The sequence below is a fragment of the Stutzerimonas stutzeri genome, from assembly GCF_024448895.1.
GTDB classification, from domain to species: Bacteria; Pseudomonadota; Gammaproteobacteria; order Pseudomonadales; family Pseudomonadaceae; genus Stutzerimonas; species Stutzerimonas stutzeri_Q.
In genome coordinates, this window is sequence record NZ_JAMOIC010000021.1 from 56,178 (window position 1) to 83,094 (window position 26,917).

25 protein-coding genes are annotated in these 26,917 nt (G+C 61.3%); 7 read left to right on the forward strand and 18 right to left on the reverse strand.

All coding sequences use genetic code 11. From position 1 onward, the window contains the following. Positions 1 to 42: 42 nt before the first annotated feature. Positions 43 to 1,314 (reverse strand): mechanosensitive ion channel family protein, encoded by a 1,272-nt coding sequence (locus NA619_RS20230; protein ID WP_255963611.1) that lies wholly within the window; start codon positions 1,312 to 1,314, stop codon positions 43 to 45. A gap of 18 nt (positions 1,315 to 1,332) precedes the next feature. Between NA619_RS20230 and NA619_RS20235 the strand changes: the two genes are divergently transcribed. Next, positions 1,333 to 1,617, forward strand: a complete 285-nt coding sequence (locus NA619_RS20235; RefSeq protein ID WP_255963612.1) for a hypothetical protein — start codon at positions 1,333 to 1,335, stop codon at positions 1,615 to 1,617. 58 nt (positions 1,618 to 1,675) lie between these two features. Here NA619_RS20235 and NA619_RS20240 read toward each other — a convergent pair whose 3' ends face one another. Continuing rightward, positions 1,676 to 2,410, reverse strand: a complete 735-nt coding sequence (locus NA619_RS20240; RefSeq protein ID WP_255963613.1) for a sulfite exporter TauE/SafE family protein — start codon at positions 2,408 to 2,410, stop codon at positions 1,676 to 1,678. 153 nt (positions 2,411 to 2,563) lie between these two features. On the opposite strand from NA619_RS20240, the gene NA619_RS20245 reads away from it, so the two are divergent. After that, the gene (locus tag NA619_RS20245; protein WP_255963614.1) at positions 2,564 to 3,463 is read left to right on the forward strand and encodes a CAP domain-containing protein; all 900 of its coding nucleotides are present in this window, start codon (positions 2,564 to 2,566) and stop codon (positions 3,461 to 3,463) included. A 13-nt stretch (positions 3,464 to 3,476) separates the two neighbouring features. Here the strand turns inward: NA619_RS20245 and NA619_RS20250 are convergent, their stop codons facing one another. Beyond that, entirely contained in the window at positions 3,477 to 3,848 is a 372-nt protein-coding gene (locus tag NA619_RS20250; RefSeq protein ID WP_255963615.1) for an STAS/SEC14 domain-containing protein, read from the reverse strand. Between the two features lie 298 nt (positions 3,849 to 4,146). Between NA619_RS20250 and NA619_RS20255 the strand changes: the two genes are divergently transcribed. Beyond that, positions 4,147 to 5,742 (forward strand): methyl-accepting chemotaxis protein, encoded by a 1,596-nt coding sequence (locus tag NA619_RS20255; protein WP_255963616.1) that lies wholly within the window; start codon positions 4,147 to 4,149, stop codon positions 5,740 to 5,742. A gap of 101 nt (positions 5,743 to 5,843) precedes the next feature. Here the strand turns inward: NA619_RS20255 and NA619_RS20260 are convergent, their stop codons facing one another. The 13 genes from NA619_RS20260 to NA619_RS20320 all read right to left on the reverse strand — a co-directional run bounded on the left by NA619_RS20260 (position 5,844) and on the right by NA619_RS20320 (position 21,208). After that, positions 5,844 to 6,125, reverse strand: a complete 282-nt coding sequence (locus tag NA619_RS20260; RefSeq protein ID WP_255963617.1) for a peptidylprolyl isomerase — start codon at positions 6,123 to 6,125, stop codon at positions 5,844 to 5,846. A 180-nt stretch (positions 6,126 to 6,305) separates the two neighbouring features. Beyond that, positions 6,306 to 7,274, reverse strand: a complete 969-nt coding sequence (locus tag NA619_RS20265; protein ID WP_255963618.1) for a PstS family phosphate ABC transporter substrate-binding protein — start codon at positions 7,272 to 7,274, stop codon at positions 6,306 to 6,308. Between the two features lie 57 nt (positions 7,275 to 7,331). Then, positions 7,332 to 7,559, reverse strand: coding sequence for a hypothetical protein (locus NA619_RS20270; RefSeq protein ID WP_255963619.1), 228 nt, complete (start codon positions 7,557 to 7,559; stop codon positions 7,332 to 7,334). Between the two features lie 18 nt (positions 7,560 to 7,577). Continuing rightward, the gene (locus NA619_RS20275; protein WP_255963620.1) at positions 7,578 to 8,741 is read right to left on the reverse strand and encodes a Na/Pi symporter; all 1,164 of its coding nucleotides are present in this window, start codon (positions 8,739 to 8,741) and stop codon (positions 7,578 to 7,580) included. Between the two features lie 110 nt (positions 8,742 to 8,851). After that, positions 8,852 to 9,400: a hypothetical protein gene (locus NA619_RS20280; RefSeq protein ID WP_255963622.1), complete on the reverse strand. Its 549-nt coding sequence runs from the start codon at positions 9,398 to 9,400 to the stop codon at positions 8,852 to 8,854. Positions 9,401 to 9,560: 160 nt separating this feature from the next. Next, entirely contained in the window at positions 9,561 to 11,111 is a 1,551-nt protein-coding gene (glpD, locus tag NA619_RS20285; protein WP_255963623.1) for a glycerol-3-phosphate dehydrogenase, read from the reverse strand. Positions 11,112 to 11,462: 351 nt separating this feature from the next. Then, positions 11,463 to 12,221 carry a DeoR/GlpR family transcriptional regulator gene (locus NA619_RS20290; RefSeq protein ID WP_255963624.1) on the reverse strand — a complete coding sequence of 253 codons (759 nt, stop codon included), beginning with the start codon at positions 12,219 to 12,221 and terminating at the stop codon, positions 11,463 to 11,465. A 520-nt stretch (positions 12,222 to 12,741) separates the two neighbouring features. Then, complete coding sequence (glpK, locus tag NA619_RS20295; RefSeq protein ID WP_255963625.1) at positions 12,742 to 14,253, reverse strand: glycerol kinase GlpK; 1,512 nt, start codon at positions 14,251 to 14,253, stop codon at positions 12,742 to 12,744. 12 nt (positions 14,254 to 14,265) lie between these two features. After that, the gene (locus NA619_RS20300) at positions 14,266 to 15,132 is read right to left on the reverse strand and encodes an MIP/aquaporin family protein (RefSeq protein WP_255963626.1); all 867 of its coding nucleotides are present in this window, start codon (positions 15,130 to 15,132) and stop codon (positions 14,266 to 14,268) included. A gap of 235 nt (positions 15,133 to 15,367) precedes the next feature. Then, complete coding sequence (locus NA619_RS20305) at positions 15,368 to 15,790, reverse strand: DUF1810 domain-containing protein (protein WP_255963627.1); 423 nt, start codon at positions 15,788 to 15,790, stop codon at positions 15,368 to 15,370. Between the two features lie 608 nt (positions 15,791 to 16,398). Further along, complete coding sequence (locus NA619_RS20310) at positions 16,399 to 18,834, reverse strand: helicase-related protein (protein WP_255963628.1); 2,436 nt, start codon at positions 18,832 to 18,834, stop codon at positions 16,399 to 16,401. 257 nt (positions 18,835 to 19,091) lie between these two features. Next, positions 19,092 to 20,144 (reverse strand): serine hydrolase, encoded by a 1,053-nt coding sequence (locus NA619_RS20315; protein ID WP_255963637.1) that lies wholly within the window; start codon positions 20,142 to 20,144, stop codon positions 19,092 to 19,094. A gap of 26 nt (positions 20,145 to 20,170) precedes the next feature. Then, positions 20,171 to 21,208: a serine hydrolase gene (locus tag NA619_RS20320; protein WP_255963629.1), complete on the reverse strand. Its 1,038-nt coding sequence runs from the start codon at positions 21,206 to 21,208 to the stop codon at positions 20,171 to 20,173. Between the two features lie 327 nt (positions 21,209 to 21,535). Here NA619_RS20320 and NA619_RS20325 point away from each other — a divergent pair, with 327 nt between their 5' ends. The 3 genes from NA619_RS20325 (at position 21,536) to NA619_RS20335 (ending at position 24,463) form a co-directional block, all read left to right on the forward strand. Continuing rightward, entirely contained in the window at positions 21,536 to 22,795 is a 1,260-nt protein-coding gene (locus NA619_RS20325) for an acyltransferase family protein (RefSeq protein ID WP_255963630.1), read from the forward strand. A 13-nt stretch (positions 22,796 to 22,808) separates the two neighbouring features. Further along, positions 22,809 to 23,540, forward strand: a complete 732-nt coding sequence (locus tag NA619_RS20330; protein WP_255963631.1) for a DUF72 domain-containing protein — start codon at positions 22,809 to 22,811, stop codon at positions 23,538 to 23,540. 176 nt (positions 23,541 to 23,716) lie between these two features. Then, entirely contained in the window at positions 23,717 to 24,463 is a 747-nt protein-coding gene (locus NA619_RS20335) for a dienelactone hydrolase family protein (RefSeq protein ID WP_423836856.1), read from the forward strand. A 67-nt stretch (positions 24,464 to 24,530) separates the two neighbouring features. Here NA619_RS20335 and NA619_RS20340 read toward each other — a convergent pair whose 3' ends face one another. Continuing rightward, positions 24,531 to 25,127 carry a hypothetical protein gene (locus NA619_RS20340; RefSeq protein WP_255963633.1) on the reverse strand — a complete coding sequence of 199 codons (597 nt, stop codon included), beginning with the start codon at positions 25,125 to 25,127 and terminating at the stop codon, positions 24,531 to 24,533. 196 nt (positions 25,128 to 25,323) lie between these two features. Beyond that, positions 25,324 to 26,187 (reverse strand): SDR family oxidoreductase, encoded by an 864-nt coding sequence (locus NA619_RS20345; RefSeq protein ID WP_255963634.1) that lies wholly within the window; start codon positions 26,185 to 26,187, stop codon positions 25,324 to 25,326. Between the two features lie 239 nt (positions 26,188 to 26,426). On the opposite strand from NA619_RS20345, the gene NA619_RS20350 reads away from it, so the two are divergent. Then, complete coding sequence (locus NA619_RS20350) at positions 26,427 to 26,864, forward strand: hypothetical protein (RefSeq protein ID WP_255963635.1); 438 nt, start codon at positions 26,427 to 26,429, stop codon at positions 26,862 to 26,864. The last annotated feature ends 53 nt before the right edge of the window (positions 26,865 to 26,917 follow it).

Genomic DNA, 26,917 nt, shown 5'->3' on the forward strand with positions numbered 1-26,917 from the left:
CTGCGCTTTAGTAAGCATTTATGTCGGATCGCGATGTGTAGCTCAGGTATTCGGCGTGTGCAGCACCACGTTCTGTCGTGCCTGATCAGGCAGCGAGACCTTTGCAGAGCGCAGTGCGGCGATCAGGCTCTTGCGGACCTCGGAGGCGGTGGCGACAAAATCCGAGCGCCGCGAATCGCACCAGAACTGCACGTCGAAGACCAGATGTGTTTCACCCAGGTCGGCGAGGCGCACCGAAGCCTCAGGCGTGCCCAATACACCGCTGGTGCGCTGGGCTGCGTCGCGCATCAAGATGCTGATCGCCTCGATATCAACGTCATAACCCAGCGTGCAGACCACCTTGCCGCGCCGGACCGGCGCCGCCGTGTTGTTGGTGACCCGCGAGGTGAAAGTCTCGGCATTGGGGACCAATACGCGACGGCCATCGTAGGTTCGGATTTGCGTTGCCCGTAGTTCGATGCGTTCGACGCTGCCTTCGGTTTCACCAATGATGATCTGATCACCCAGCTGAAAGGGGCGCAGCGTCAGGATCAGCAATCCGCTAACGAAGTTAGAAAGGATGTCCTTGAGTGCGAAACCCAGTGCCAGGCTGGTCAAACCGAGGCCGGTGGCCAGGGTGCCGGGCTCCAGGCCGAAGGCGCTAGCAGCAACGATTAGCCCGATCAGCCAGACGGCGTAATAGCTAACTTGGCGTACCAGGTTTTCTACGGTCAGGTCGTTCCCCAACCGGCTAACGATGGCTCTCAACAATGCGCGCACCGCAGTGGCCAGGCCCCAGAACAACAGCAGAACCAGCAGCGCGGCGAGTATCCGCGGAATGATGTTTATGGCTGATTCGAGCAGTCTGGCGAAAGCCGTTTCGACACTCGACTGCACCGAGGTGACGAAGCGGCCGCGATCCGACTCGCGGCGCTTCACAGCGGTGACCAGCGCCCGATCGATCACCGCGGCCCACTCGCGAGCGAGCCGCTCGATGGGCTGGCCGTTGGCCTCGGCATCGGCCGGGGCCACGACCAGTAACGGGCGCCCGGCCACACTGATCTGCAGGCTTGCGTCCTCGGTTTCGGCCGGGGCGATGCGCGCACGGGTGATGCCCTGAGGAGTTTCCAGCACCGCCGCCAGCTGCCGTTCGATCTGCCGTGCTCGCGGTCGGGGCTCAAGTTCTTCACTCGGGCCGATACGGAACAGCGCGCGACCATCCAGGCGCACCGTGGCGACGCCTTCCTGTGCGGAGACATTCAGGCAAGGGACCATCAACACGCAGATAAGCGCAACTAGCGCAAAGGGGCGCCAGTTAATGCGAGAGATGTTCATGAGTCGAGCGATCATCGCGTGCATGCTTCCAGTGAACGCGGCAGCCGGAAACGAACAGGCCGCCATGGTAGTAGCGGCCTGACGATGAAACTGTGCAACAAGCGGCTGTGCGTACCGAATGGCCGTGGTTGCTGTGCGCTTGAGTCAGAATACCAGCATGAACAGGCCGATCACGACCAGCAGACCAATAAGAAAAATGATGCCAATAGTGCTGCCCAGAAACTTCAGCATGAGGATGACTCCTTCGCAATGGGTTCACTAAATCCGACTGAACAAGCCATGGATCGTTCAGCGAAAATTTGAAGGTCGGCGTGCGAGGGGGGCGGTGCGGCAGGGTGCTTCGGTAGCACCGGGGCCTTGCTCAGAGGTTCTTCCAGATCAGTTGAAGTCCAGCGATGAACATGCCCAGACGCGCAATCCGATAGAACCAGGTGTGATCAATGCGCTTGTGTAACCAGAGTCCCGCCCAGACGCCAAACGGCACCACCGGCGCCAGCATCAGGCTGAGCAGCAGATTTTCGCGGTTGAACTGGCCGAGCGCTGCATAGGGGATGAGCTTGATGGCGTTGGTCATCAGGAAGAAAAGGTTGATGGTGGCCACATAACGCAGCTTGTCCAGCTGTTGTGGCAGCAGGTGCATCATGATTGGCGGGCCGCCGGCATGAGCGACGAAGCTGGTGAATCCTGCGATGGACGAGAGCACCGTGCCGCGCCCGCGCTGCAGAGGCCGCGGATTGTCGTTGCGCGAGAACAGTCCGAGCAGTACGAAGCCCACGGCGATGGCGCCCATCATCAGGCCAATCATGCGCTCATCGAGCATGCCGAAGGTCAGTGAGCCCAGCGCGATGCCGATCAGCGCGCCGGGCATCATGACCTTGAGGTTGGCAACGTCCCAGCGACCGACGTAGGCCTTGAGGCCGACGACATCGGCCAGGCAGAGAATGGGCAGCATCACCGCGGCGGCCTGTTTCGGGGAGATGGCGAGCGCCAGCAGCGGCACGGCGATGCCTCCGAGCGCGCCACCGAAGCCGCCTTTGGACAGGCCGGTCAGAAAGATCGCTGGCAGGGCGAACAGGAAAAAGTCGGATAGGGTCATGAAGGAGAGTCGGCGCGTTCGGCTTCGGCGCGCATCATCGCACCTTTAGCGTTATCCGCAGAACAGGCGCATTTACCTGGTTGCGCACGATGGGAATGGATCGCTCGGCGCGCGTCGTGGTCAGCATGACTAATCGCAAACCAATGGTGACGCATGACCGCTTTCAATCCGATTCGAGATCCGGCCGTGCCTGAAGTGCGCCAGACTTCCCGGCTGGCAACCGCAGCGCTGCTGACCGTTACGATGACCGCCGCAGCTCAGGCGCAGACCCAGGAACCGCCTGAACTGGAGAGCTTGATCAATGAGTTCCGCGAGGCGACCGAAGCCTGCGGCGGCGGCGAAGGCAGTTCCGTCGGCCCTCTAGCGCCTAATGAGGCACTGGCCCTGCCGCCGGCCACCAGCGGGGCGCAGCTGCAACAGGCGTTGCAGGCATCCGGTTACCGGCCTTCCAAATTACAGGCGATCTCGGTGTCCGGCCCAGGCAGTGCGCAAAGCGCCATGCAAGCCCTCAAACAGCGCTATTGCACAGAGCTGCGTAGCCAGCATTTCGCCGAGATCGGCGTTTCGCGAGCCGGCAACACCTGGCAAGTCCTGCTCGCAAAGCCGCTGCTCGCGCCGGATCTGGGTGACTGGCAACAGGTGGGACGAGACATTCTGGAACGGGTCAACGACGTGCGGGCGAAGCCGCGCAGCTGTGGCAAGGAGTCCTTCGAGGCCGCACAGGCGCTGAGCTGGAAAGCCGAGCTGGGCAAAACTGCTCTGGCCCATAGCAAGGACATGGCGGAGAAAGACTACTTCAGCCATCAGGGACGGGACGGTAGCCAGGTCAGTGATCGAGCCAGTCGCGCTGGCTACGGCTGGCAGCGGATCGGTGAAAACATTGCGGCGGGGCAGGGGTCGGCTGAACAGGTCATGGCCGGCTGGCTTGCCAGTCCGGGCCACTGCAAGAACATCATGAATCCGGACTTCACCGAAATGGGTGCGGCCTACGCCACCAATCCCGAGAGCACGGCGACCAGTTACTGGACGCAGGTGTTCGGCACCCCGCGTTAACAGCTAGGGTTGCCTACAGGGTCGTCTCCAGCCAGTTGTGCGCCTCGGTGCCCTGATGTTCGTCGAAGGCTTTGATCGTCAGCCCCGGGATCAGCGCACCTTCTATCTCGCTAGCCTTGCGCACCCAATCCTTCGCGCAGACGACGGCGCAGCGATCGAAGCGGCGTATGAAGCGGAACAGCTGCGGCATCCGCGAAAGCTCAACGCCGACCGCGCCGAGCGTGGGCAGGTCGAAGTCACCGACGCGAAAGAGCATTTGCCCGTGGCTGATGCCATCGGACTTTCTCATCAGCTCGTCGAGCGCGAAGTGCATCTCGCTGCTGTCGAGCTTGCCGGAGAAGTCCACGTCGATACGATTGTCGCCAATTCGAGATACATGAAACATGACGGGTTCCTCGGTTGATTTCGGGATGAGCGGTTAGCGCTACTCATAGCTGACCATAGCCGCTGGATCAGGTTCGGGCTGGTCAAATAGGCTGTCCGGTATGCGTTTTCGTTGATCTGGATCAGTGTATTTTTCAGCGTTCGGTGAGTGGCTTTGTATACCTGAAACCCTTCTGCCATGCGGCTTCCAGAAAGATGACAAGTGGTATCAAGTTGCTCCGTTTGCCGCCGAGAAGAGGGGCAAGTGCGATGCCATCCCCTGATGGCAACGCTTATTTCCCCTGTAGTTGGATACCTCCATGACCAGCACTCTGGCGAACGTCATACAGTCCATTTTGCGTGGGCTGGGTCTGCGCACCATCAACCTGCAATTCTTCTTTTCCTACAGCCTGATTTTTCTGTGCGCGGCGCTTACGGCCGGCGTGCTGTTCATGTCCTCCAAGGACGCCGGCCAGATCGACATGGCCGGTGCCCAGCGGATGCTCAGCCAGAAGATGATCAAAGAGGCGCTCCTGGCCGCAGAGGGCATCGGCGGCCCGGCTGAGGTGGACAAGACCATCGCCCGCTTCGAGCAATCGCACCGCCTGTTGCTCAATGGTGACCGCAGCCAGGGCATCGCACCGGTTGAGTTGGCCAGCGCCAAGCCGCACCTGCAGCGCGTGGACCAGATCTGGCAGCGCTACCGTCCGGCAGTGCAGGCTCTGGCTGCCGGTCAGAACGCCGACCTCAAGGCGGTTGCGGTTGACGCCAATGACATCCTTGCCGCCTCCAACGAGGTGGTCTCGCTGATTTCCGCCGAGGCCAACCGCAGCGCCTCGCAGCAGCTCTGGGTGGCAATGGGTTCGACCCTGTGCATCCTGCTGCTGGTCATCCTTGGACGGATCGCCGGGATGAACTGGCTGATGCTGCAGGTCGACGAACTGCGCGCCCGGCTGGAAAGGGTCAGCCAGGGCGACTTCTCCGCCCCGCTGCAAGTGCGTCATGCCGACGATGAAATGGGCATGATCACCCTGGCCTACAACCGGCTGCTGGGCCAGGTCGGCGAGATGATTCGCGGTGTACGCCAGGCCGCTGGCGACGCGGACGACCAGTGTGTGCGTATGGCCGATCTGGCCGGCGACAGCGCCCGCAACGTCGAAGCACAGCAGGCCGAGATCGATCAGGTGGCGACCGCCATGAATGAAATGCTCGCAACCTCTCAGGAAGTCGCGCGCAGCACCGTAGAAGCTGCCAACGCCGCGGACATTGCCGAGCAGGAAACCAATGCCGGCAGCGCCGTGATGAATGAGTCGGTCGGCGCTATCCGCACCCTCAGCGGTCATGTCGATGGGCTGTCCGATGTCATGCAGCACCTGGTGCGCGACAGTCACGAGATCGGCAAGGTGCTCAATGTGATCAGTGGCATCGCCGAACAGACCAATCTGTTGGCACTGAACGCCGCTATCGAGGCAGCGCGGGCGGGCGAGCAGGGCCGGGGCTTCGCTGTGGTCGCTGACGAGGTTCGCAGCCTTGCCAGTCGCACCCAGAGCTCGGCCAAGGAAGTCAGCGTGCTGGTCGAACGCTTGCAGAGCCAGGCGACACGCGCCGGCGAGGCAATGGACGCATCCCGCACCAGCAGCACGCAAACCCTCGTTCAGATCGAAGCGGCGCAGCATGCGCTGGGTCAGATCGTCGGTGCGGTACAGACCATTCGCGGCATGACCAACCAGATCGCCACGGCTGCTGAAGAGCAGTCACAGGTCGCAGAAGACATGAATCAGTCGCTAACGCGCATCGCCCAGGTGGCCGATCAGGCAGCTGGGGCAACCCACGACACGGCCGCGTCCGGCAATACCATCATGCAAAGCATGAACGGACTCAAGGCGCTGACGGGGCGTTTTCGTCTGGAGGCGTAACTGGATGAGGGCGGGGGTGTGGCTGAGCAGCTCACCACTCGCGGCTGGAGCAGCATAGTTGAAGAAAAGCCCCCGCACATGAAGTGCGGGGAGCGGGAAGATCAGTCCTGGCGGCTGGTCACTTCCAGCAGGTGATAGCCGAACTGGGTCTTGACCGGGCCTTGCACTTCGTTAAGCGGGGCGCTGAACACGACAGTGTCGAATTCCTTGACCATCTGGCCGGGGCCGAACGAACCCAGGTCGCCGCCCTGACGGCTGGACGGGCAGGTGGAATTGTCCTTGGCAACCTGAGCGAAATCGGCGCCGCCTTCGATGGCAGCTTTCAGCTCGGTGCACTTTTCTTCAGTGGGAACCAGGATGTGGCGGGCAGTGGCTCGGGCCATGGGGAGTTACTCCGTCTTGAGAAGTCGCTGAGCCTACCGTAATCGGCCCTTCATTCAAACGCTGTCGCCGTGCCTGCGACGGTGTTTGCGCTCGATCAGTGCCTCTGTGAATAGGTCGGCTCGCTGACACGCTCGCCCGCGCACACCACTCGAATCGACAAAGGACTCGGGTCTGGTGAGTTACTGCTCCCGTTCGGCTGACTGTTGCGGTGGCGATTTCTCCCGCAAAGCTGCCAGGCTACGGCTGTAGTCCTCGGCCCTGAGCGGCATGTAGCCGGTGAAATGCACCCAGTTCGGCAGGCCCTCCAAATAGTGCTGAACGAAGGCCTGGGTGATCGGCTTGCGTTGCAGACTCTGCTCGTTGATATAGAGGAACAGCGGGCGTGTCAGTGGCTTGTAGAGGCCCTCGCCGACCGTGGCCAGCGTCGGATAGACCGGCCCGCTGCCGTTGTCGACGGCGAGCAGTTTCAGTTCGTCCCAATGCCGGTGATAGGCGCCGATGCCAAAGAAGCCGAGCGCATCCGGCTCGGCGGCAATGCCTGCCGCCAGCTGTTCTTCGTCCTCGCTTGCCTCGTAGTCCTGACGGCTGCGATGGGTCTCACCAACGATCTCGCGGGTGAATACGTCATAGGTGCCGGAATCCTGTCCGCGGCCAAACAACTTGATCGGGCGATCCGGCCAGTCGGCGCGGATATCGTTCCAGTGAGTGATGCGACCCTCTGTTTTCGGCGCCCAGAGACGCTTCAGCTCGTCTAGGGTGATGTCGTTCGCCCAGCGATTGCTCGGGTGAACGACCACGGCGATGGAATCCATGGCGATGGGAATCTGCCGATAGCTGATCCCGTTCTTCTTGCAGGCGGCCTGCTCCTCGGCATTGATCTCCCGCGAGGCATCGTTGATGTCCGTCTCGCCTGCGCAGAAGCGGCGGAAACCGGCGGTGGTTCCTGAAAACTTTACGTCTATGGCAAGCCCGCGTCGGGCGCGCTGGAAGCGCCGCTGGGCTTCGCGCGAGAGCGGGTAGACGGTGCTGGAGCCGTCGATCAACAGGCCTTCGGAGGCTGGCTCATCGGCCCATGCGGGCGCGACCACCGCAATAGACAAGGTGATCGCGAGGCTCGCCAGCAGGCGCGGACCAGATAGGACAGGCATGCGGTATTCCTGTGTTTGGCTCAAGAGGATCGGCCCAAGGAGCTGGCTGAATGGCGCTCAGTGTTTGGCTTTCAGCCATTCCACTTTCAGGGAGTTCCAGAACAGCTGCAGGCTGTTGAAACGGGTGTCCACTGCGTTGATGTAGTCGTCCAGACGTTCGATTTCGCGGTGTTGAGCCTGTTGCTCCTGGGTGTCGATGCGTTCGAGCTGCGCTTCCAGCTCGTTGAGCGACTCACGCAGTTCACGGATGCGATTCTCGGTCTGGATGCGGCGTTCGTTCTGCATGGTGAGCTCCAGGTTGGGTCAGAGTTGGCTGCCGCCGATCAGCAGCAAGGGCAGGCCGAAGAACACCCCACCAATGTACGCGCCGACGTACAGCTTGCTGCGCTGTGCCAGGTCGGCCAGAAAGTTGGCGATGGCCGGTGGAACGCCGCGCAGAAACGGCAGCACGTAGATGATGGTGATACCGAACAGGTTGAACAGCAGGTGTACCAGTGCGATCTGCATGGCCAGTTCCGCCGTAGGTCCGGCAATGGCGGTAGCGGCCAGCAACGCCGTGACGCAGGTGCCAATGTTGGTACCTAGCGTGAAGGGGTATACCTGCTTGAGCGTGAACACGCCGGTACCCGCCAGCGGCACAATCAACGCAGTGGTGGTAGAGGAGGACTGCACCAGAACGGTGATGATGGCGCCTGACGCGATGCCCGACACCGGGCCCCGGCCGACGCTGGCGTGCATTACGTCCTTGGCACGCCCCACCATGACCTTGCGCAGCACCTTGCCGATGGCCTGCACCACGAAAAGGATCAGGCAGATACCGATCATGATCAGCGCGACGCCTGCCCATACCTTGCTCGGCAACCAGGCCACGCTGGCTTCCAGCAGGTCCGTAGCGGGCGTAAGCAGGGTAGACATGAAGTTCATGCTCTTCACGTCTACCTGGACGCTGTCATGCACCAATAGACCAGCCAGGCCTTCCGACATGCGCTGCAGCGGATGGAACAGGAGCTCCAGCGGCAGCAGGATGGTCACCGCCGTGATGTTGAATGCGTCGTGCACGGTTGCCGCCGCAAAGGCACGATGAAACTCCTGACCGCTGCGGATATGCCCCAGGCTGACGATGGTGCTGGTGAGTGAGGTGCCGATGTTAGCGCCCATGATCAGAGGAATCGCCATGGGAATCGGCAGGCCGCCAGCGACCATACCGACGATGATCGATGTCACCGTGCTGGAGCTCTGAATCAGCGCAGTCGCCGCCAGCCCGATCATCAGCCCCACGAACGGATTGGTGGCGAAGGCGAAGAGTTCCTTGGCGTTGTCGCCAGTGGCGGCCTTGAAGCCATCGCCGATGGCGCCAACCGCCGCCAGCAAAAGATAGATCAGGCTGACAACCACTAACCAGGACAGCCACTGGCTGGTCAGTGGCGTTGAGGATTTACCCTCCAGGGCACCGGTATCCGTCGTCATCAAGGCTACTCCCGTGAGCGTCTAGTGGCTCGACGGTGGGCGCCAGTTGTGAAGACATCGTGACCGGAACGGCGGTGGGCGACGGGCGGCAGCTGCCGCCCGCGGCGGAATCATTGGAGGTCCGCGAGCTTGCGCAGCGCGCGGGCGTAGTCCTCACGGGGAGAGCCGAGCTCGAATGGTTGCGCCATCGAAAGCTGCTCGCCGTAGAGCGAACCGAACTCTAGCGCGACCTCGATTCGATGCTCTGTCAGCAGTTTCAGGCTCTCGTGCAGGCAAAGCGGCACGCTGACGTCCTGCATGGCCAGCAACGCGATTTCCTGATCGACCAGTATTGCCGCACCCACGGGCAGCCAGGATCGCGAGAAGCAGCCCGGTTCAATGTCAATGGCCACCAGAGCGTCTTCCCAGAAGTCGGTGCTCAGATCGTAAGCCGTCCCGTCGACGCTGATGCTCGCGCTGCCAAGGAGCGCAGGCCCCAGCCCGAGATTGACGATGTAAAGTCCGTTGCGCGCGCCTGGCCCTTCCAGGTGAGGCGTACTCACCACATGCGGGCGAACGGATAGGCGGTTGTGCTCAACGAGTGCCCAGCCCTGCCATAACGAAATGGCAAGTGCCAGGCTGGAGATGCCGAACGCAGCTGTAGCTAGCAGGTGATTCATGGCGACGGCATCCCCTGAGCGGGTTGCGGACCGATGCCAGGCACAGCGAATGACGGTGATACGCCGTGTCAGGCCTACTCGATTTCGACCCGGGCATCACCCTGGAGTTGCCACATTCAAACCGCTTGCGTGGGTTGCCTGTTGGAAAGCTCACCTGGACTCACGCAGCGTCGCTACTCGGTCTGATCTCAGCAGCCGGCTGCGCTTGCAGATACTGCTGCAGGCGGTCTTTTTCGGCGTCGCTGAATGCCAGGCCGAGCTTGGTTCTGCGCCAGATGATGTCATCAAGCTGCGTAGCCCATTCTTCCCGGCGAAGGTATTCGACCTCCTGCGCATAGAGTTGCTGGCCGAAGTCTTCGCCCAACGCTTCGATAGAGCGGGCCTCGCCGAGCATCTGCCAGACGCGATTGCCGTAGAGCGTCGCCCAGCGCTTGGCCAGTGGATGACCAATGCCACGGATCTTGACCGTCAGCTCTTCGGTTAGCGCCTCGGCGGTGCTCATCCCTTCACCTCCCGGCAGCGTTTCCTTGGCGGTCCAGCTATGACCCATGTTCGGGAAGAAGGGCTTGAGCTGCGCCATTGCCGATTCTGCGAGCTTGCGGTAGGTGGTCAGCTTGCCGCCGAACACTGAAAGCAAGGGCGCCTGCTTCTCCTCGGCAGAAAGGGACAGGGTGTAGTCGCGGGTCACTGCCGAGGGGTTGTCCGACTCGTCGTCGCACAGCGGGCGAACGCCAGCGAAGGTGTGGATGATGTCCTTGGGCTCAAGCTGCTTGCGGAAGTGCGTATTGGCGACGCCCAGAACGTAGGTGATCTCTTCCTCGCTGATGCTCACGGTCGCGGGATCGCCGTGGTATTCGCGATCAGTTGTGCCGATCATGGTGTAGCGGTCGAGATAGGGGATGGCAAAAACGATACGCCGATCCTCGTTCTGCATGATGTAGGCCTGCTCACCCTCGTACAGCTTGGGCACGATGATGTGGCTGCCCTGGATCAGGCGGATGCCATAGGGCGAGCGCTGCTGCAGGTTTTCACCGATGAACTGCGCTACCCAGGGGCCTGCAGCGTTGACCAGTGCCTTGGCGCGCAGAGAGAAACGGCTGCCATCGTGCCGTTGCAATTCCACATGCCAGATGCCGCCCGCGCGCTTGGCGCTCAGGCACTGCGTGCGGGTGTGAATGTGCGCACCTTTCTCGCGAGCCGCCATGGCGTTGAGCACCACCAGACGGGCGTCATCTACCCAGCAATCCGAATATTCGAACCCGCGCTTGATGACCGGCTTGAGCGGGCTTTCGTCGCCGAATCGAAGGCCACGCGAGGCGGGCAGCTTTTCGCGCTTTCCCAGGTTGTCATAGAGGAACAGGCCGGCACGGATCATCCACGCCGGGCGCAGATGAGGGCGGTGCGGCAGCACGAAACGCATCGGCTTGACGATATGCGGCGCCTTCGCCAGAAGCACTTCGCGCTCGGCCAGGGCTTCGCGGACTAGTCGGAACTCATAGTGTTCGAGGTAGCGCAGGCCGCCGTGGATCAGCTTGCTGCTGGCTGACGAGGTGTGACTCGCCAGGTCGTCGCGCTCGCATAGAAACACCGACAGGCCGCGTCCGGCTGCATCAGCAGCAATGCCTACACCATTGATGCCGCCGCCAATGACGGCGAGGTCGTACAGCTCGGAGACGGGCTCAATCACGGGGTTCTCCTCAAGAACGAACATTAATTTTCGAATACGAACATCCTAGCGTAGAAGTGAACCCGTCTCTAGAGTCGATGTTCATTTTTTAGATCAAAAGAAAATAATCGAACCGATATGAACTATTAATTGGTGATGAGCAGCATGAGCGGCGTTTAACCTCGCGAGATTCTGTAGTGCGAATTCGTCCGCCCGCCGGGCCAGCCCTCGCTCGACGGCTGCCAGTGGCGCTTTTCGGGCGAATAAATTCGCCCCTACGAATCGGACCGCGATGCGATTAAGCCCCTTACGGTATGACGTGGACAGGATCGATGCTCCACCTGCTGTCCTTGTAGCGGCGAATTTATTCGCCAAAGAGAGACGGCCTCGCCTCGCTCAGCCGGTAACTTCCAGCTTGACCTTGTTTCGCGTCAGCAGTTCGAGAAAGGCTTCCGGTGGCTGCGCTTCGGTAAACAGCATGTCGATCTGTTCCAGAGAGCCGAGACGGGTCATTGCGTTGCGGCCAAACTTGCTCGAGTCCGCCGCAAGGAAGATCTGTCGGGCGTTGTTGATGATTGCCTGGGAAACGCGCACTTCCTGATAATCGAAGTCCAGCAGCGTGCCGTCTTCGTCGATGCCGCTGATGCCGATCAGCGCGTAGTCCACCTTGAACTGGCTGATGAAATCCGCGGTGGCCTGGCCGACCACGCCGCCATCGCTGCGCACGTTACCGCCGGCGATGAGCACGTCGAAATCTTCCTTGGGGCTGAGGATGCTCGCCACGTGCAGGTTGTTGGTGATGATCTTGAGGTCGCGGTGATTGAGCAGGGCGTGGGCGATGGCTTCGGTGGTGGTGCCGATGTTGATGAACAGTGAAGCCTGATCAGGAATGTGTGCGGCCATGGCATCCGCAATTCGGCGTTTTTCGTCGCGCATCTGGCGGGCGCGCTGGGTATAGGCGGTGTTCTGAACGCTGGAATCGTGGGCGGCGCCACCGTGGTAGCGGCGCAGCAAGCCGGCTTCGCCCAGCTGATTGATGTCACGGCGGATGGTCTGTGGCGTCACAGAGAATTGTTGCGCCAGCTCTTCGATGCTGACGTAGCCGCGTTCGCGCACCAGTTCGAGAATGCTCTGCTGTCGTGGGGCCAGACTCATTGAGGCTTCCTTCTTATCGATATGCGCGGAAGGATGCCGCAGTCTTGCCCTTGATTAAAGAAATGTTGGCTTTGCGAATGTAAGTGTTCGGTGCGGGACCGATTGAGGCTGGGCGTTTTTTTGAAAAGAAATGGTGCGCTGCCGGCTTGTCATCTCAGCCTTTGCCGCAAACCGATTCCCTGAATTGAGACACCCTAGGCGAACAAGTTCGCCTCTACGAAGGGCGTCTCGGTGATGCTTACAAGCTGGCCAAGTTTTCCTCCTTTAAAGCCGTAGCTGCTTGCGTCGAGTAGTCCAGAGGCGTCGTACGACGGGCGTCTGCACGCGTCGCGTTGATGGGTACAAGCTGGCTGTAGGGGCGAACTTGTTCGCCCTCCCGGACCACCTCAGGTGGCCGAGTTTTCTTCCATAAAGGGCGCCGGCTGCTTGCGTCGCGTTGTCCGGAGGCACCGTGAGCGGAAAAGAAAAAGCCCTGCGACGACGGGCGTCCGCGCAGGGCTTTTGTTATTGCGTTAACGCGTCAGTCTTCGGCCCAGTCGCGGGTACGACCCACCGCCTTTTGCCACCCTTTATAGAGCGCTTCGCGCTGCGCGTCGTCGCACGCGGGTTCGAAGATGCGCTCGATGGTGGCTTTGCTGCGCAACTCGTCCAGGCTGCTCCAGAAACCAGTAGCCAAGCCTGCCAGGTAGGCAGCGCCGAGCGCCGTAGTTTCCTTCATTTCCGGACGTTCGACCTGAGTGCCGAGCAGGTCGGCCTGGAACTGCATGAGGAAGTTGTTGGCCACCGCACCACCGTCCACACGCAGGGAGCGCAAGCGCTCACCGGCATCCTGCTGCATGGCATCGAGCACGTCGCGGGTCTGGTAGGCGATGGATTCCAGCGCCGCACGGATGATGTGGTCGACCTTCACACCGCGGGTCAGACCGAACAGAGCGCCGCGGGCACGCGGGTCCCAGTAGGGCGCGCCGAGCCCGGTAAAGGCCGGGACCAGGTAGACGCCATTGCTGTCCTTGACCTTGGTGGCGAAATATTCGGAGTCCAGCGAGTCGTTGATCACCTTCAGCTCGTCGCGCAACCACTGCACGGTTGAACCGCCGTTGAAGATCGCGCCTTCCAGCGCATAGTTGACCTCACCCTTAGGGCCGCAGGCGATGGTGGTCAGCAGGCCATGTTCGGACTGCACGGCCTTGGTGCCGGTGTTCATCAGCAGGAAGCAACCGGTGCCGTAGGTGTTCTTCGCCTGGCCGGGCTCGACGCACATCTGCCCGAACAGCGCGGCCTGCTGATCCCCTGCGATGCCGGCAATCGGAATGCCGGTGCTCTGCCCGGAGCCCAGGTAAGCATGGCCGTAGACCTCGGACGAGGAACGTACGTCGGGCAGCATTTCGCGCGGGATATCCAGCGCCTCCAGCATGACCGGATCCCAGTCGAGCTTGTGGATGTCAAACAGCATGGTGCGCGAGGCGTTGGTGTAGTCGGTGACGTGGGCCTTGCCCTGGGTCATCTTCCAGATCAGCCAGCAGTCGACGGTGCCGAACAGCAATTCACCACGACGTGCACGCTCGCGGCTGCCTTCGACGTGGTCGAGAATCCACTTGATCTTGGTGCCCGAGAAATAGGGGTCGATGACCAGTCCGGTGGTCTTGCGGATATGGTCTTCCATGCCGTCACGCTTGAGCTGATCGCAGATCGGCGTGCTCTGGCGGCTCTGCCAGACGATGGCGTTATAGATCGGTCGTCCGGTGATCTTGTCCCAGACGATAGTGGTTTCGCGCTGGTTGGTGATGCCGATTGCCGCCACCTGTTCATTGGTGATGCCAGCCTGGGCCAGGGCTTCGACGAACACGCCACTCTGGGTCGCCCAGATTTCCATCGGGTCATGCTCGACCCAGCTTGGCTGCGGATAGATCTGCGCGAACTCGCGTTGAGCGATGGTCACCACGTTGGCATTGCGGTCCAGCACGATGGCGCGTGAGCTGGTCGTGCCCTGGTCGAGGGCGACGATGAATTGCTTGTTATTTTCAGTGCTCATGATGTCGATTCCTTAACGAGCTTCGGGGGCAGTGGCATCGTATGTGGTGCTTTCAGGATTCGCGGGTATATCGCAGGCGCCGGAGCCGAGGCCGGGCAGGTGCTTGCAGATAAGCGCCTTGTAGCCGGCGGCGCCAATGCACGCACCCAGTACCGGGGCAATCAGTGGAACCAGGAAGTAGGGGATATCCCGTCCGCCAGTGAAGGAGACGTCGCCCCAGCCGGCGAAATAAGTCATCAACTTCGGTCCGAGGTCACGAGCCGGGTTCATGGCGAAGCCAGTCAGTGGGCCCATCGCGCCGCCGATCACGGCGATCAGCAGGCCAATCAGCAAGGGCGCCAGCGGACCACGTGGCAGGCCGTTACCGTCGTCCGTCAGGGCCATGATCATCCCCAGCAGAATAGCGGTAATCACCACTTCCACCAGAAAGGCCTGGCCGATCGAAAGCGAAGCATGGGGATAGGTCGAGAAGATCGATGCCAATTCGAGGCTGGCGAGGCTGCCGCGGGTCATCTGCTGTGCCTGTTCGAAATCGAAAAACAGGCTGCTGTAAAGACCATAAACCAACGCGGCCGAGCAGAAGGCCCCGGCGACTTGAGCCAGGATGTAGGCAGGGACCTTGTTGCGCTCGAAGGTGCCGAACAGCCAGAGCGCGATGGACACGGCAGGGTTGAGGTGCGCACCGGAAACGCCAGCCGCGAGGTATACCCCCATGCTGACGCCGATTCCCCAGATAATACTTATTTCCCAAAGACCTAGGTCAGCGCCGCCAAGCTTCATAGCGGCTACGCAGCCTGTACCGAAGAAGATCAGAAGGGCTGTACCGAGGAATTCTGCGATGCATTGCCCCCGTAGCGTCGGGGTGGACGGAATACTCATGCGCGACCTCTCTATGAAGCTGTTGTTTTTATTATCCGAATACTGCGAGGGTTCGGAAATGTTCGGAAGCGAAAACTTAAGGTCAAATCAGAGCGCTGTCAAAGCTAAAATACGAACATCGCAACAAAAAGCTGACAGGTTGAGCTGCGCAGGGGCCGTCGCGTCAGGCCTCTGACGCTGGAAAGAGAGTTTTGTTTTATCGAACAGCCGTTTTAATTTTGGCTGATGGGGCGGGCTAGAGCCTGGCGAGGGTAGCGGGATCGACGTGGCCGTCGTAGAAGTGGTCGATGATCTGGCGGTAAACGATGGTTTCGGGTGCGGCCGCGCTGAATAGCGTCATGCTCGAACGCAGCTTCATGTCGTCCGGCGAGCCGAGGATCTGCTGGGCCGAGCGACCCTTATGCTGCAGCAGCGCCGCGGCGCATTCCTCGAGACGAGGCCCTAGCAGCGGGTGCTGCAGATAGGCAGCCGCTTCGTCGATGCTCTTTATGCCGTAACGCTGAGCCATCGCGCTGTGACCGAGCCCGGCGAGCTGCGGAAAGATGAACCACATCCAATGGCTCTGTTTGCGCCCGGCCAGCAGTTCGGCAAGCGCTTGGTCGTAAGTCGAGCGCTGGACGTCGACGAAGCGTTGCAGGTTGTGAGGGTCGTCGCTCATGGTGCACCCCGCCTGTTTTTTTATCAGAGTGGCGAACGCTAAGTTGATTCAGCCCGGCGAGACGGAGCCGCTGGATGGCTACTGATCGCCAGCAAGCTAGCTCCTACAGGTACGGTGAGCGCCGGAGCTTTTCGTAGGAGCCAGCTTGCTGGCGATTCGGGGCAGGCATGAGGCCTTGGTTGCGTGCACCGCAGGACATCTGATCGCGAGCAAGCTCGCTCCTACAGGTCCAGGCACGCCGCAGCCTTTCGTAGGAGCCAGCTTGCTGGCGATCCGGGGCAGGCATGAGGCCATGTTGCGTGTACCTCAGGACATCTGATCGCCAGCAAGCTAGTTCCTACAGGTACGGTGAGCGCCACAGCTTCTCGTAGGAGCCAGCTTGCTGGCGATCCGGGGCGGGCATGAGGCCATGGTTGCGTGCACCTCAGGACATTTGATCGCAAGCAAGCTCGCTCGTACAGGTCCGGGCGCGCCGCAGCTTTTCGTAGGAGCCAGCTTGCTGGCGATCCGGTGCAGGCATGAGGCCTTGGTTGCGTGCACCTCAGGACATCTGATCGCGAGCAAGCTGACGCCTACAGGTCCGGGCGCGCCACGTCTGCCTTTGCCACTCACCGCTTCTCGTTGAAGCAACTCTGACACAACCGGAACTGCCTGCCGGCAACCGGCATTGCCTTGCCGCATTTCTGGCATTGGCGGCTACCTCCGGCCAGGCGTCGGCGGTCGGAACTGCGTGGCTTGCGCTGCCGCGACAACTCACGGGTGATGGCGCCGTTGAGCAGGCTGCGGTGTTGTTCGGCCTGCTCCAGTGCTGGGAAATGTGCGGGCAGAGTGCGTGCCAGATGCAGGTAGGTTTCGATGACGTGTAGCGAGCTTTCCAGCGTCGCCAGGTCGGCATCGATCACCAGCCGCGGCAATGGATTCTCTTTATCTTGCGCGACCTTCTTCAGCCATTGCTGGGCGAAGACTGCGGCCGGGCTGTCGAGGCCGCCGCGGATCGGTGTGCAGGCGAATATCCAGCGCAGCGGCAGATTGATGGTGGGGTCGTCGATCAGCTTGATCCACTCAGCCAGCTCGTCCGGCAGGATGGAGATGAACTCGTCACCGTAGTTGATGTTGCGGTTGAAGGTCAGCCAGGCGCGCAGCAGGCTCGGCTCGTTCATCAGCTCCGAGATGGCCTGCAGGTGTTCGATCGAGGGTCGCACCTGGAATTGCGACAGGTCCACCGGCAGATCGTCGCTGTGGAACAAGCGCTTGATCGACTGCAACGTCTGCCCGTCGAGCGCAGTGATGAGGCCGCTGTCGTGATGGCCGAAGCGCCCGGCGCGCCCGCCAATCTGCTTGACCTCCTGCACCTTGAGCTGGCGATTCTGGATGCCGTCGTACTTTTCATCCGTATAGAAGCACAGCGTATGCGCCGGCATGTTGAGGCCCATGCCCACTGCATCGGTGGCGACCATGATGTCCGCCTCGCCTTCACGAAAGCGGCGCGCCTGTTCGCGGCGCACTTCCGGCGACAGAGCGCCGTAGACCACTGAGACGCTCTTGCCGGTCATCTCCAGCATGGCCTTGAGTTCCAGCACCGTTTTGCGGCTGAAGGCGACCAGCATCGAGCCGGCGTCGAGCTGCTTCAAGGTGGTCGAACGGCGCGCCACGTCGACCGGGGAAAGGCGAGTGGTGCGCTTGACCTCAAGATGGTCCTCACACAGGTCGCAGAGTGTTTGCAGTGACGGCCGGATCAGCTCCGGGCCGGTCATGATCAGGTCGTGGGTATAGGCACTGACCAGCGCATCGACCCAGGCCCAGCCGCGCTGCGAGTCGGCCATCATCTGCACTTCGTCGATGACCACCACGTCCCAGGATTCACTGCGGAAGCGGGAAAATTCCTCGACCGTACAGCAATAGTGAGTAGCGCCCTCGCGGATGATCTCTTCCTCGCCGGTGACCAGTGAGCAGGGCACGCCCATGGACTCGATGCGCTCTTGATTTTCCAGCGCCATCAGGCGCAAAGGGGAAAGGTAGATTGCCTTTCTGACAGCGGTCATGGCTTCGATGGCGCGATGCGTCTTGCCGCTGTTGGTGGGGCCGAGCAGGGCGGTCCAGGTGCGGGTGATGCTTCGTGCGGCATACAGCTTGTGGTAGTGGACGAAGCGAGGATTGTTTTCCAGCAGCACGGCGAAGGCCATCTTCTCCCGGTTGTCCTCGCGGGCGAAGCGGATGGTCCGACGGAGCTTCTTCGGCTCCATCATGAAGATTTCGGTCAGGCGTTTTTCGCCGAGCAACTGCAGGTCGAAGTCCTGCGCTTCCTCGATCATCATTTCGAACTTGGCGTTCATCGCCTGGCGATCATCTTCCTTGAAGTCGGCCACTTCGCGCTCGCTGAGCGCGTGACCTTGCCCGCCCGGGATACGCCGCTGCATGTCCAACGCCACTTCGCCGTGGCGCAGCTCGACCACGTAACGCAGCTCGTGGATGGCCTCGTTGATGGTGTCTACGGCGCGTGCGGCAAAGTCGTCGATGCGCGACAACTTTGCTGGCAGGCGATCCAGTACGCGGGTTTTCTGCTCGTCGCTCATGCTTGCGAAAGGACGTTCGAGCAGGTGTAGACGATCGCGCACCAAGGCTCCAACGGCGTCACACACGTTGCGCTCGAAATCCTCGCTGGAGGTGCTGTCGGCCAGGCGCAATGCGAAGTCCGGTTCCAGCAGATTCTGGATCTGGCCGCAGTCCAGGCTTTTCTCGACGCCGAACACATCGACCTGACAGCTGAGTTCGTCGACGTCACGATTGAGCAGCCGACCTATCAGCGAGGCTGGGTCGCTGCCTTGCAGGTTGGCCTCCACGGTCGGTTCATCGAGACCGATCCAGAACAACCGCGCCGCGCGGCCGATTTCCGGAGGCTGATGACCGAGGTAGGTCGAGAACCAGTTCTCCTGATGATTCTTCTTTGGTACGAAGTCCGGATGCCGCTCCGTTGTCCAGGTCAGAAAGCGTTGCAGGCGTTCGAGCTTGACGGTATTGCGGTGTTTGACTTCGGCCTTGCGCATGATCGACGCCTCACTGATCAGATGACTGCGAAGTGTGGACAATCCGCTGGCGCAATACGAGCGCAACGGACCTCGTCATAATTTGAGCGGGCTAAGAGGTGCAAAGTTGCTCACGCACGGGCTCAGCCTGCCGAACCGCTCGGGTCAGAGCCAGTCAGGCGCGGCATCGAGCCTAGGTCAATAAATTCGACCCTACAGGTGACTGCGAGCTAGACCCAAGGCAGGTAGGCCTCCCGTGTTGCGCAGCGGTCAGGTCCTTAATCAGCCTTACTCAGCAAGGCCTTGGTGATCGCTTCGCCCACCTGCTCGAACGCCACGCCGGCTTCCTTGTTTTCGTCGAGCGCTTCGGCGCAAACGACGATGACGATGGTTTTGGCCTGTTTTTCCGACAGTGGCTCGATTACGCCCATGTGGCAGGCGCGCTCCAGCTGGGTGCCTGTTTTCTGGATGAAGGCCACGTCGCTGGGCAGACCGGCTTCGAGTCGGTAGGCGTCGTAGCGGTCGATCTTCATGTCCTTGAATAACAGCTCGCGACTGGATTCCGAAAGCAGTTCGCCTTCTGCCAGCTTTTCCAGCAGGGCACCGTAGGCCTCCAGAGTGCTGGCGTTCAGGTTGCGGGCGTAATAGCGCTCGTAGGCCTGCTCCATGCTGTCAGCCTTCAGCTCGCTGGTGGATATGTTCAGCACGCGTGCGACCGCTTCGTAACGGGGCTTGCTGAAGCGTGCCGAGGCGAGTTTCACCAGTTCGATGTTGTCCAGCTCGCGCGCGTCCGGGTGGAGCTCGCCGTAGACATCGCGGCGCACCTGGGTGAAGTCGGTGATGCGCTCGAAACCCTTACCGCCCATGATCGTGCGGGTGCGTTCGTTCAGCTCCTCCTCGCCGATCAGGCGGATCAGCATGTTGGCGGCCGTGTTGTCGCTTTCGATGAGCATTTCATTGAGCAGGCTACGCAGCGAGTAGGCGACGCCTTCGTCCTGCCAGACCAGATCACCGGAACCGTCGACCTTGTCAGTGGCTTCCAAGGTCATCTCTTCATCGAGGCTGTGCTTGCCCTCGTCGATGCTCTGCAGCACGGCGACGGCAATGGGCACCTTGACGGCCGAGCCCAGATACCAGAAGCGATCGGCCTCGTGGCTGAGCGCTTTGCCGTCGCCCAGATGCTTGACGTAGACGCCGAGCCTGCCCGGAGTCTGTTCGTCGATGCGGCGGATATCCTGCTCTAGCGCGTTGCGCCAGGAGTTCGAATAGGCCTGCTCTTTGTAGGCCCAGAGCGCAAGGCCCAGGCCGACCAATACCGGAAGGGCAAGCAGTTTTTTGCTGCGCAAGCTCGTGGCATTCAAAGGCGTAGCACTCCAGAGGCGGTGATCGCTTCACCCGTGCCGCGCAATGCGCGCTCGGCTTTGGCGGTGGATGCGGCGCCGCGCACGCAAGCGACCACCACGATCTGGCCCGCGGGTTCGGCTTGGCGGTAGGGCGGCGGGGCAATGAGCCCGGCATCGCAAATGCGCGATACCTGGGTGCCAGTCTTGTGTGCATAGCCGACGGTCTTCGGCAGCCCGGCTTTGATGCGCTGGGTGCCGGTTTCGACCCGGTTCATCACGCTGATCAGGTATTCGGTGCTGGCGCGGGATACGGCCCGGCCTTCCAAAAGGGCGGAAAGCAGATCGCCGTAAGCCTGGAGGGACGCCGAGTTGAAAGGTGTCGCGTAGTAACGCGCGTAGGCCTCGCTCAAGCTGATCTTCTGAAATTCGCTTTGCTGCACGCCCAACAGCTTGGCCAGCGTGGCGAGCCTTGCGGCTTCCTTGGGCTGTTGCTTGAGCCGCAGGAAGTCGCGCCCGGAGAGCTGCTGCGCGGCGGGGTGAAACTCGCCGTAGATCAGCCTGCGAACATCTGCCAAGCGGGTGATCGGGCCAAAGCCCTGCGGCACCAGTTCGGCGGTGACGGCGTTGATGGCGTCGAGCCCGACCAGGCTGATCAGCATGTCGCTTGCCGTGTTGTCGCTGTGGATCAGCATTTGATCCATCAGGTAACGAACGCTGAGCGTGGTGCCCGGTGCGTGGCTGTTGGTCGGCCCGGCCCCGTCCACGTAATCAGACTCCAGCAGGCGCACCGTGGTATCCAGACTCATGGTGCCCTGATCGATGCGTCGCATGATGGCAATCGCCACGGGCACCTTGACCGTCGAGGCGAGGTACCAGACTTCCTCGCCGTGGTAGGACGCCGACACGCCGCTGTCCAGATCCTTGATATAGACGCCCAGTTCGCCGGAGGTCTGCTCGTCGACCTTGGCGATGCGTTCGAGAAAGTTTTCGGCCCAGCTGAACCCCTCCTTGGCGGACGCGTGCGATGGCGCTGTAAACAGCATCGCAGCCATCAACACTGATGCTGCGAAAGTCGAGGAGGACGTTTGTTTGAATCGGGACAACACTGCGGGCGTACCTCTCTTGCGGGCGTGGACAACAGGTATTGACCCTTCCTGTTCAGGCACGTGCGAAAGGAGGACGTGACTAAATATTGTGGCGAGCGGCTCCGGCCGGTACGGGCGCAGGAGCATTACTTGCACGGGGGCGATGGCTGAGACTCGTCGGCGTCCGTTCTCGCCTCCAGCGGGCAATCGATACGCAAAACATCGAACGACTGGCCGCAGCGCAACGTCCTACCCCTTGATGGTACTTTGCAAGCGATAGGGCAGGAACAGTGCGTGGGGCAGGTCAGCAAGGAAAAATTCATCGGGCTCGAATGGCTGCGCTTCTCGCTCGGCATGTACATCGTGTGCTTTCACACGCTTCACAACTATGCCGACGAGTACCTGCCCGGTTGGCTGGCAGACATGGCTGGTGTGGGGTTCTTCGCGACCAGCAGCTTCTTCGTGCTGTCGGGTTTTCTGCTGGCTCATGTCTATTGCCAGCAGGGGCAATTGCGCGAGCCGGGGCGCAGCTTTCTCAGCAGGCGCTTTGCCAATCTCTACCCGCTGCACCTGTTTTCCCTCGCGCTGACCGGCGTGGTGCTATTCATCATCGCCAAGCTTGGCATCCCACCTGATGACGTAAAAGCCACGCTGCGCTTCGTCGTCTACGACACCAACGAGGACCTGGGCGATGCCTCGCGTGAGGCGCTTGAGCATTTCATGGGCAACGGCGAGTTACTGCTCAACTTCGTCTTGCAACTGTTCATGCTGCAGGCCTGGAATCCCTACTACCTGACGTTCAACCCGCCGTTGTGGTCGATCTCCACGCTGTTCTTCTTCTATCTGACGTTTCCGCTGCTGGCCCCGCGATTGATGAACCTGCGGCACAAGGCCGTGTGGCTCGCAGTGATCATCGTGATCTACCTGATACCGCCGCTCTGGGCGATCCAGCAGCAGGAATATGGCATCCCCTTCACCGGCATGCTGCACCGCATGCCATTGCTGCGCCTGCCTGAATTTCTCGCGGGCATCCTCTTGTACGGCTTGTTCCGTGAGATGCAGACCCAGGAGCGCTTGCCACGACTTGGCGGCCGGTTGCTGCTGGGTGGTTTCGTCGTGGCCTGCTTCGTCGCTGCGATCTGGCTGCTCAAAGGCGATAAATTCTGGTATTTCCTCCTGCACAACGGCTTGTTGCTGCCTTCGCAATTGGCGCTGATTTACCTGTTCGCGCTCATTTCGGCGCCGGCCAGCGCAGGGGTCAATCGCTGGTCGCAACGCCTGGGCGCAGCTTCATTGCCCTTGTTCGTGCTGCACATTCCGGTGTTCATCCTGTTCTCCCGTTCGGAAAAACTGCTGAGGGTCTTCTCGCCCGGCTGCATCGAGGCCTGGAGCGAATGCGCCGCACAGGCGGGCGAACAGAGCCTTTCACTATGGTTTTATCCGCTGTATCTGCTCGTGACCCTGGCGATCTGCATCTGGGCTCAGGAAAACGCCGTTGTGCCGACACGCAAACGGTTGCTCAAGCGGCTGCCGGTGCAATCGAAGCCGGCGTGAACGAGGCGCGGTGATGAAAGATGCAGCATCGATCTACCTCGGCACCGCCGGCTGGAGTCTCCCGCGCGAGCAATGGCCCGCGTTCCCCGCTGAAGGGACGCACCTGCAGCGCTACGCAGGTCGATTCCGTGCGGTGGAGATCAACAGCTCCTTCTACCGACCCCATCGTCCAGCGACCTATGCCAAGTGGGCCGCAAGCGTGCCGGAGTCGTTTCGCTTTTGCGTAAAGGTGCCGAAGCAGATCACCCACGAGCTGAGGCTGATCGGCTGCGAAGCACTGCTTGAGCGGTTCCTGCATGAATGCGGCCATCTTGAGGAGAAGCTCGGATGCCTGCTGGTGCAGCTGCCGCCATCGCTGGCCTTCGACTCCGCGAGCGCCTGCGACTTCTTCGACGCATTACGCGCGCGATACGGTGGGTTCGTCGCCATCGAGCCGCGTCACCCGAGCTGGCTGGAGGCCGATGGCCTGTTGCAACAGGCGCAGATCGCCCGCGTCGCTGCCGATCCGGCGCCTTTCCCTGAAGCTGCCGAGCCGGGCGGCTGGCGCGGGTTGCGCTATTACCGCCTGCATGGCTCGCCGCGTGTTTATTACTCGGCTTATGAAGCCGAACATCTCGATGCCTTGGCCAAACGGCTGGTGGGCGAGGGCGGCGGCGCGGACTGCTGGTGCATCTTCGACAACACCGCCAGCGGAGCAGCGACGGCCGATGCGCTGGGGCTGGAGGATCGCTTCCGTCAGGGCTGACGCGCTGGCCGTGACAGTCCTGCAAAAGCGTCAGCGCTTCGTGTGACACATACCGAAACGGTCCGAAATGTGGCGTCGGCGGTCAGGCTGAAATTTTCCGCTACTGTTGATCAGTCGTCTCATTGAGCAGGAACGGATCCATGAACAAGACATGCATTGCCCTGGCGCTGGCCGGAATGGTCGGCGCTGCCGAGGCCGCAGTGGTGGTCAAGCCGCACGCCTACGAAATTGACGGCGAGGCGTTCGAAGGCTTGATCATCTACGACGATGCGGTGACCACGCCGCGCCCTGGCTTGATGATGGTCCCCAACTGGCTGGGGGTGACCGAGCGTTCGGCGGAAAAGGCGGCGCGCGCGGCGGGCGACAAATACGTGGTGTTCATGGCCGACATGTATGGTAAGTCGGTGCGGCCGTCCAACCCGGACGAAGCCAAGGCCGCGGCCACCTCGGTGCGCAGTGATCGCGCGCTGATGCGCAAGCGGGCGCAGGCTGCGGTCCACGCGTTCGAATCACAGAAGGTCGTGCCGGTGGATACGGCCAAGATGGCGGCTATCGGATTCTGTTTTGGCGGCGGTGCAGTGCTCGAACTGGCGCGGTCCGGTGCCGATCTGGATGCGTTCGTATCCTTCCATGGCAACCTCGATACGCCCAACCCGGAGGACGCCAAGCAGATCAAGGCGCCGGTGTTGGTGCTGCATGGCGCCGATGACCCTGCCGTGCCGAAGGAGCAGGTCGACGGCTTTGTCGCGGAGATGAAGGCCACAGACGTCGACTGGCAGATGGTTGCCTACGGCAATGCCGTGCACTCGTTCACCGACCCTTACGCGAACGTGCCGGGTCGCAATGAATACCATCCAGAAGTGGCGAAGCGGGCGTTTCAGGCGATGAACGATCTGCTTGATGAGACCTTTGCAGCGCAGTGATAGCGCTCAGGGCCGTCCAGCAGTGGCCGGCGGATGTCCCTACGAGGCATCCGCCCGATAGGCTTATCTAGCGCGGAATAATCCGCACGCGGCCAGCGGTGTTGTCACGGCGGGCCACTTTTTCATTCTCCGCTCGGCCGGGGATGGTGCCATCGTCGGCGCCGCGGTCCGGGGTGGCCATGCCATTGAGCTTGCGCTCGTCCTCGCTGATGGAAGAGGCATCGGGGTAGCCGGTGGTCAGGGTCTCGGTGCTGGCGGTAACGGGTGTGGCGTCGTCCGATCCCCAGGCCGCACTGCGCTCGTCGATATCGATGGCACCGTTCTTCTCCATCACCTGTTCCACCGTGGCGATCTGGCTGTCATCGTCCAGCGTAACGGTGACCACCGTCGAGCCGCGACGGGCTGCTTCCGGGTAGCGTCCGGCGTGCTTGCTTGAATCGTCGCCGAAGACCTTGCTGAAGAAGCTGCCGAGCTTGTCGGCGACGGTGGCGTCTTCGTCCGGCTCTTCTCCAATGACTTCGACGCGACTGCTATCGACCGTCTCGGGGTTGGAGGATGCAGAGATCTGGATGGCAGAACCGTCCACACCCTTGCTCAGCAGTTCGGCTTTGACTTGCTCGGCTTCGGCGTAGCGGTCGAAGGCCGCGATGAGAATCTGGGTCATGAAGTTACCTTGATGGCGTGCAGCGTGGCTGCGTTAACAATGTGGCGAGCGCTCGATCAGTCAGGCGTGCCGTCCTGTCTATTGGGCGCAGGAGGCGGGGTAATGGTTCCGGCTGTACTCATTACCCGATGCGTCGGGATGGTTGCTTCGGGCCGCACCGCCCTGGCGCGGCTCCGTTCTTTCAACTGCGCGTTGCCTAGCCGTTGACCACCTTGCCGCCGTTGATGTGGATGGTCTGCCCGCTGACGTAGGACGAATCCTCACAGGCCAGGTAGACGTAGGCCGGGCCCAGTTCGGACGGCTGACCACAGCGGCCCATGGGCATCTGGCTGCCGAAATCTTCAAGCAGTTGCGGGTCGTGCTTGCCCAGGGTAGCCGGTTGCAGCGGCGTCCATATCGGGCCGGGAGCAATCTGGTTGACGCGAATGTCGCGCTCGATCAGCTGCTGCGACAGGGCGCGGGTAAAGCCGTCAATGGCACCCTTGGTCGAGGTGTAGTCGACCAGCATCGGATTGCCGATGAAGGAGTTGATCGACGTGGTGTTGATGATCGACGCGCCGGCTTTCAGATGGCGTAGGGCGGCGCGGGTGAGATAGAAGTAGCCATGGATATTGGTGGCGAACGTCTTTTCCCACTGCTCATCGGTGATGTCCTCGAGCCGCTCTTGGACTTCCTGTCGACCGGCGTTATTGACTAGTACGTCGAGCCGGCCAAAGGTTTTCACGGTCTGCTCGACAGCGTCCTTGCAGTAGCCGCTGTCTCGGATGTCGCCGGGCAGCAGCAGGCAACGCTGGCCCTCGGCTTCAATCATGCGCTTGGCTTCTTTGGCGTCATCATGTTCATCGAGGTACATGATCGCGACATCGGCGCCTTCGCGGGCGAAGTGAACGGCGGCGGCACGACCGATGCCGCTGTCGCCGCCGCTGACCAGAGCGACCTTTCCTGCCAGCTTGGCGCTGCCCTTGTAGCTGTCACGGATGAATTCGGCCGCTGGCTGCATCTCGCTTTCGAGCCCGGGTAGGCGGTCCTGCTTCTGCGCGTGGATCTTCGGGTAGCTCATACATTCTCCAGTCGTGTGAACGGTGCTGTAGATACGGCCGGTGCCTGAGCGGAAAAGTTTCGACTGGATGCCGAGCGGTGGTGAGTGCCGACCGATGATCGGGAAAGGCTCTGTCTCGGTAGATGGCGCTTGGCCATGAGTGCTGGCTGGCCTATAGTGCCGCCCGCCAAGGACGGCCGCCGCACCCCAGCGTAGGGTTGGTATGGCCGTTCACGCTTACCACCTGCAAGGGAATGATGATGAAAACCAAGCAACTCCTCGCTCTGCCACTCATCGCGGCACTGCTGTCCGCCTGTACCGCCACCACAACGCTGCGCTCCAGCGACCCGAGCCTCGCCGTCAAGATCAATGACGATGCGCCGCTGGTGCTCAAGACCCCGGTAAACAAGACCTACAAGGCCACCAGTTTCGGCCAGTACCGCTTCCGCGCCACGCAGGAAGGCATGGAGCCGATGTATGGCCTGGTCCCGCTCAAGTTCAATAGCGGTTATCTGGTCGCCGATATCCTGTTCTTCGCGCCGGCCGCCTTCTACAACTTGCGTGAGGTCTATCCGTTCTACGAATTCGATGTGGCGCAGGGCGTGATTCGCTACAAGAAGAAAGAGCAGGACCAGTGGACAAGCTACAAGCCGACGGCTGCCGAGGTCGAGCGTGCCCGCGCTTACTTCAACCAATAACGCTCACGCTTGAACCGCCCCTAGCAGCGCCACGACTACCTTGGCTGGCGTTA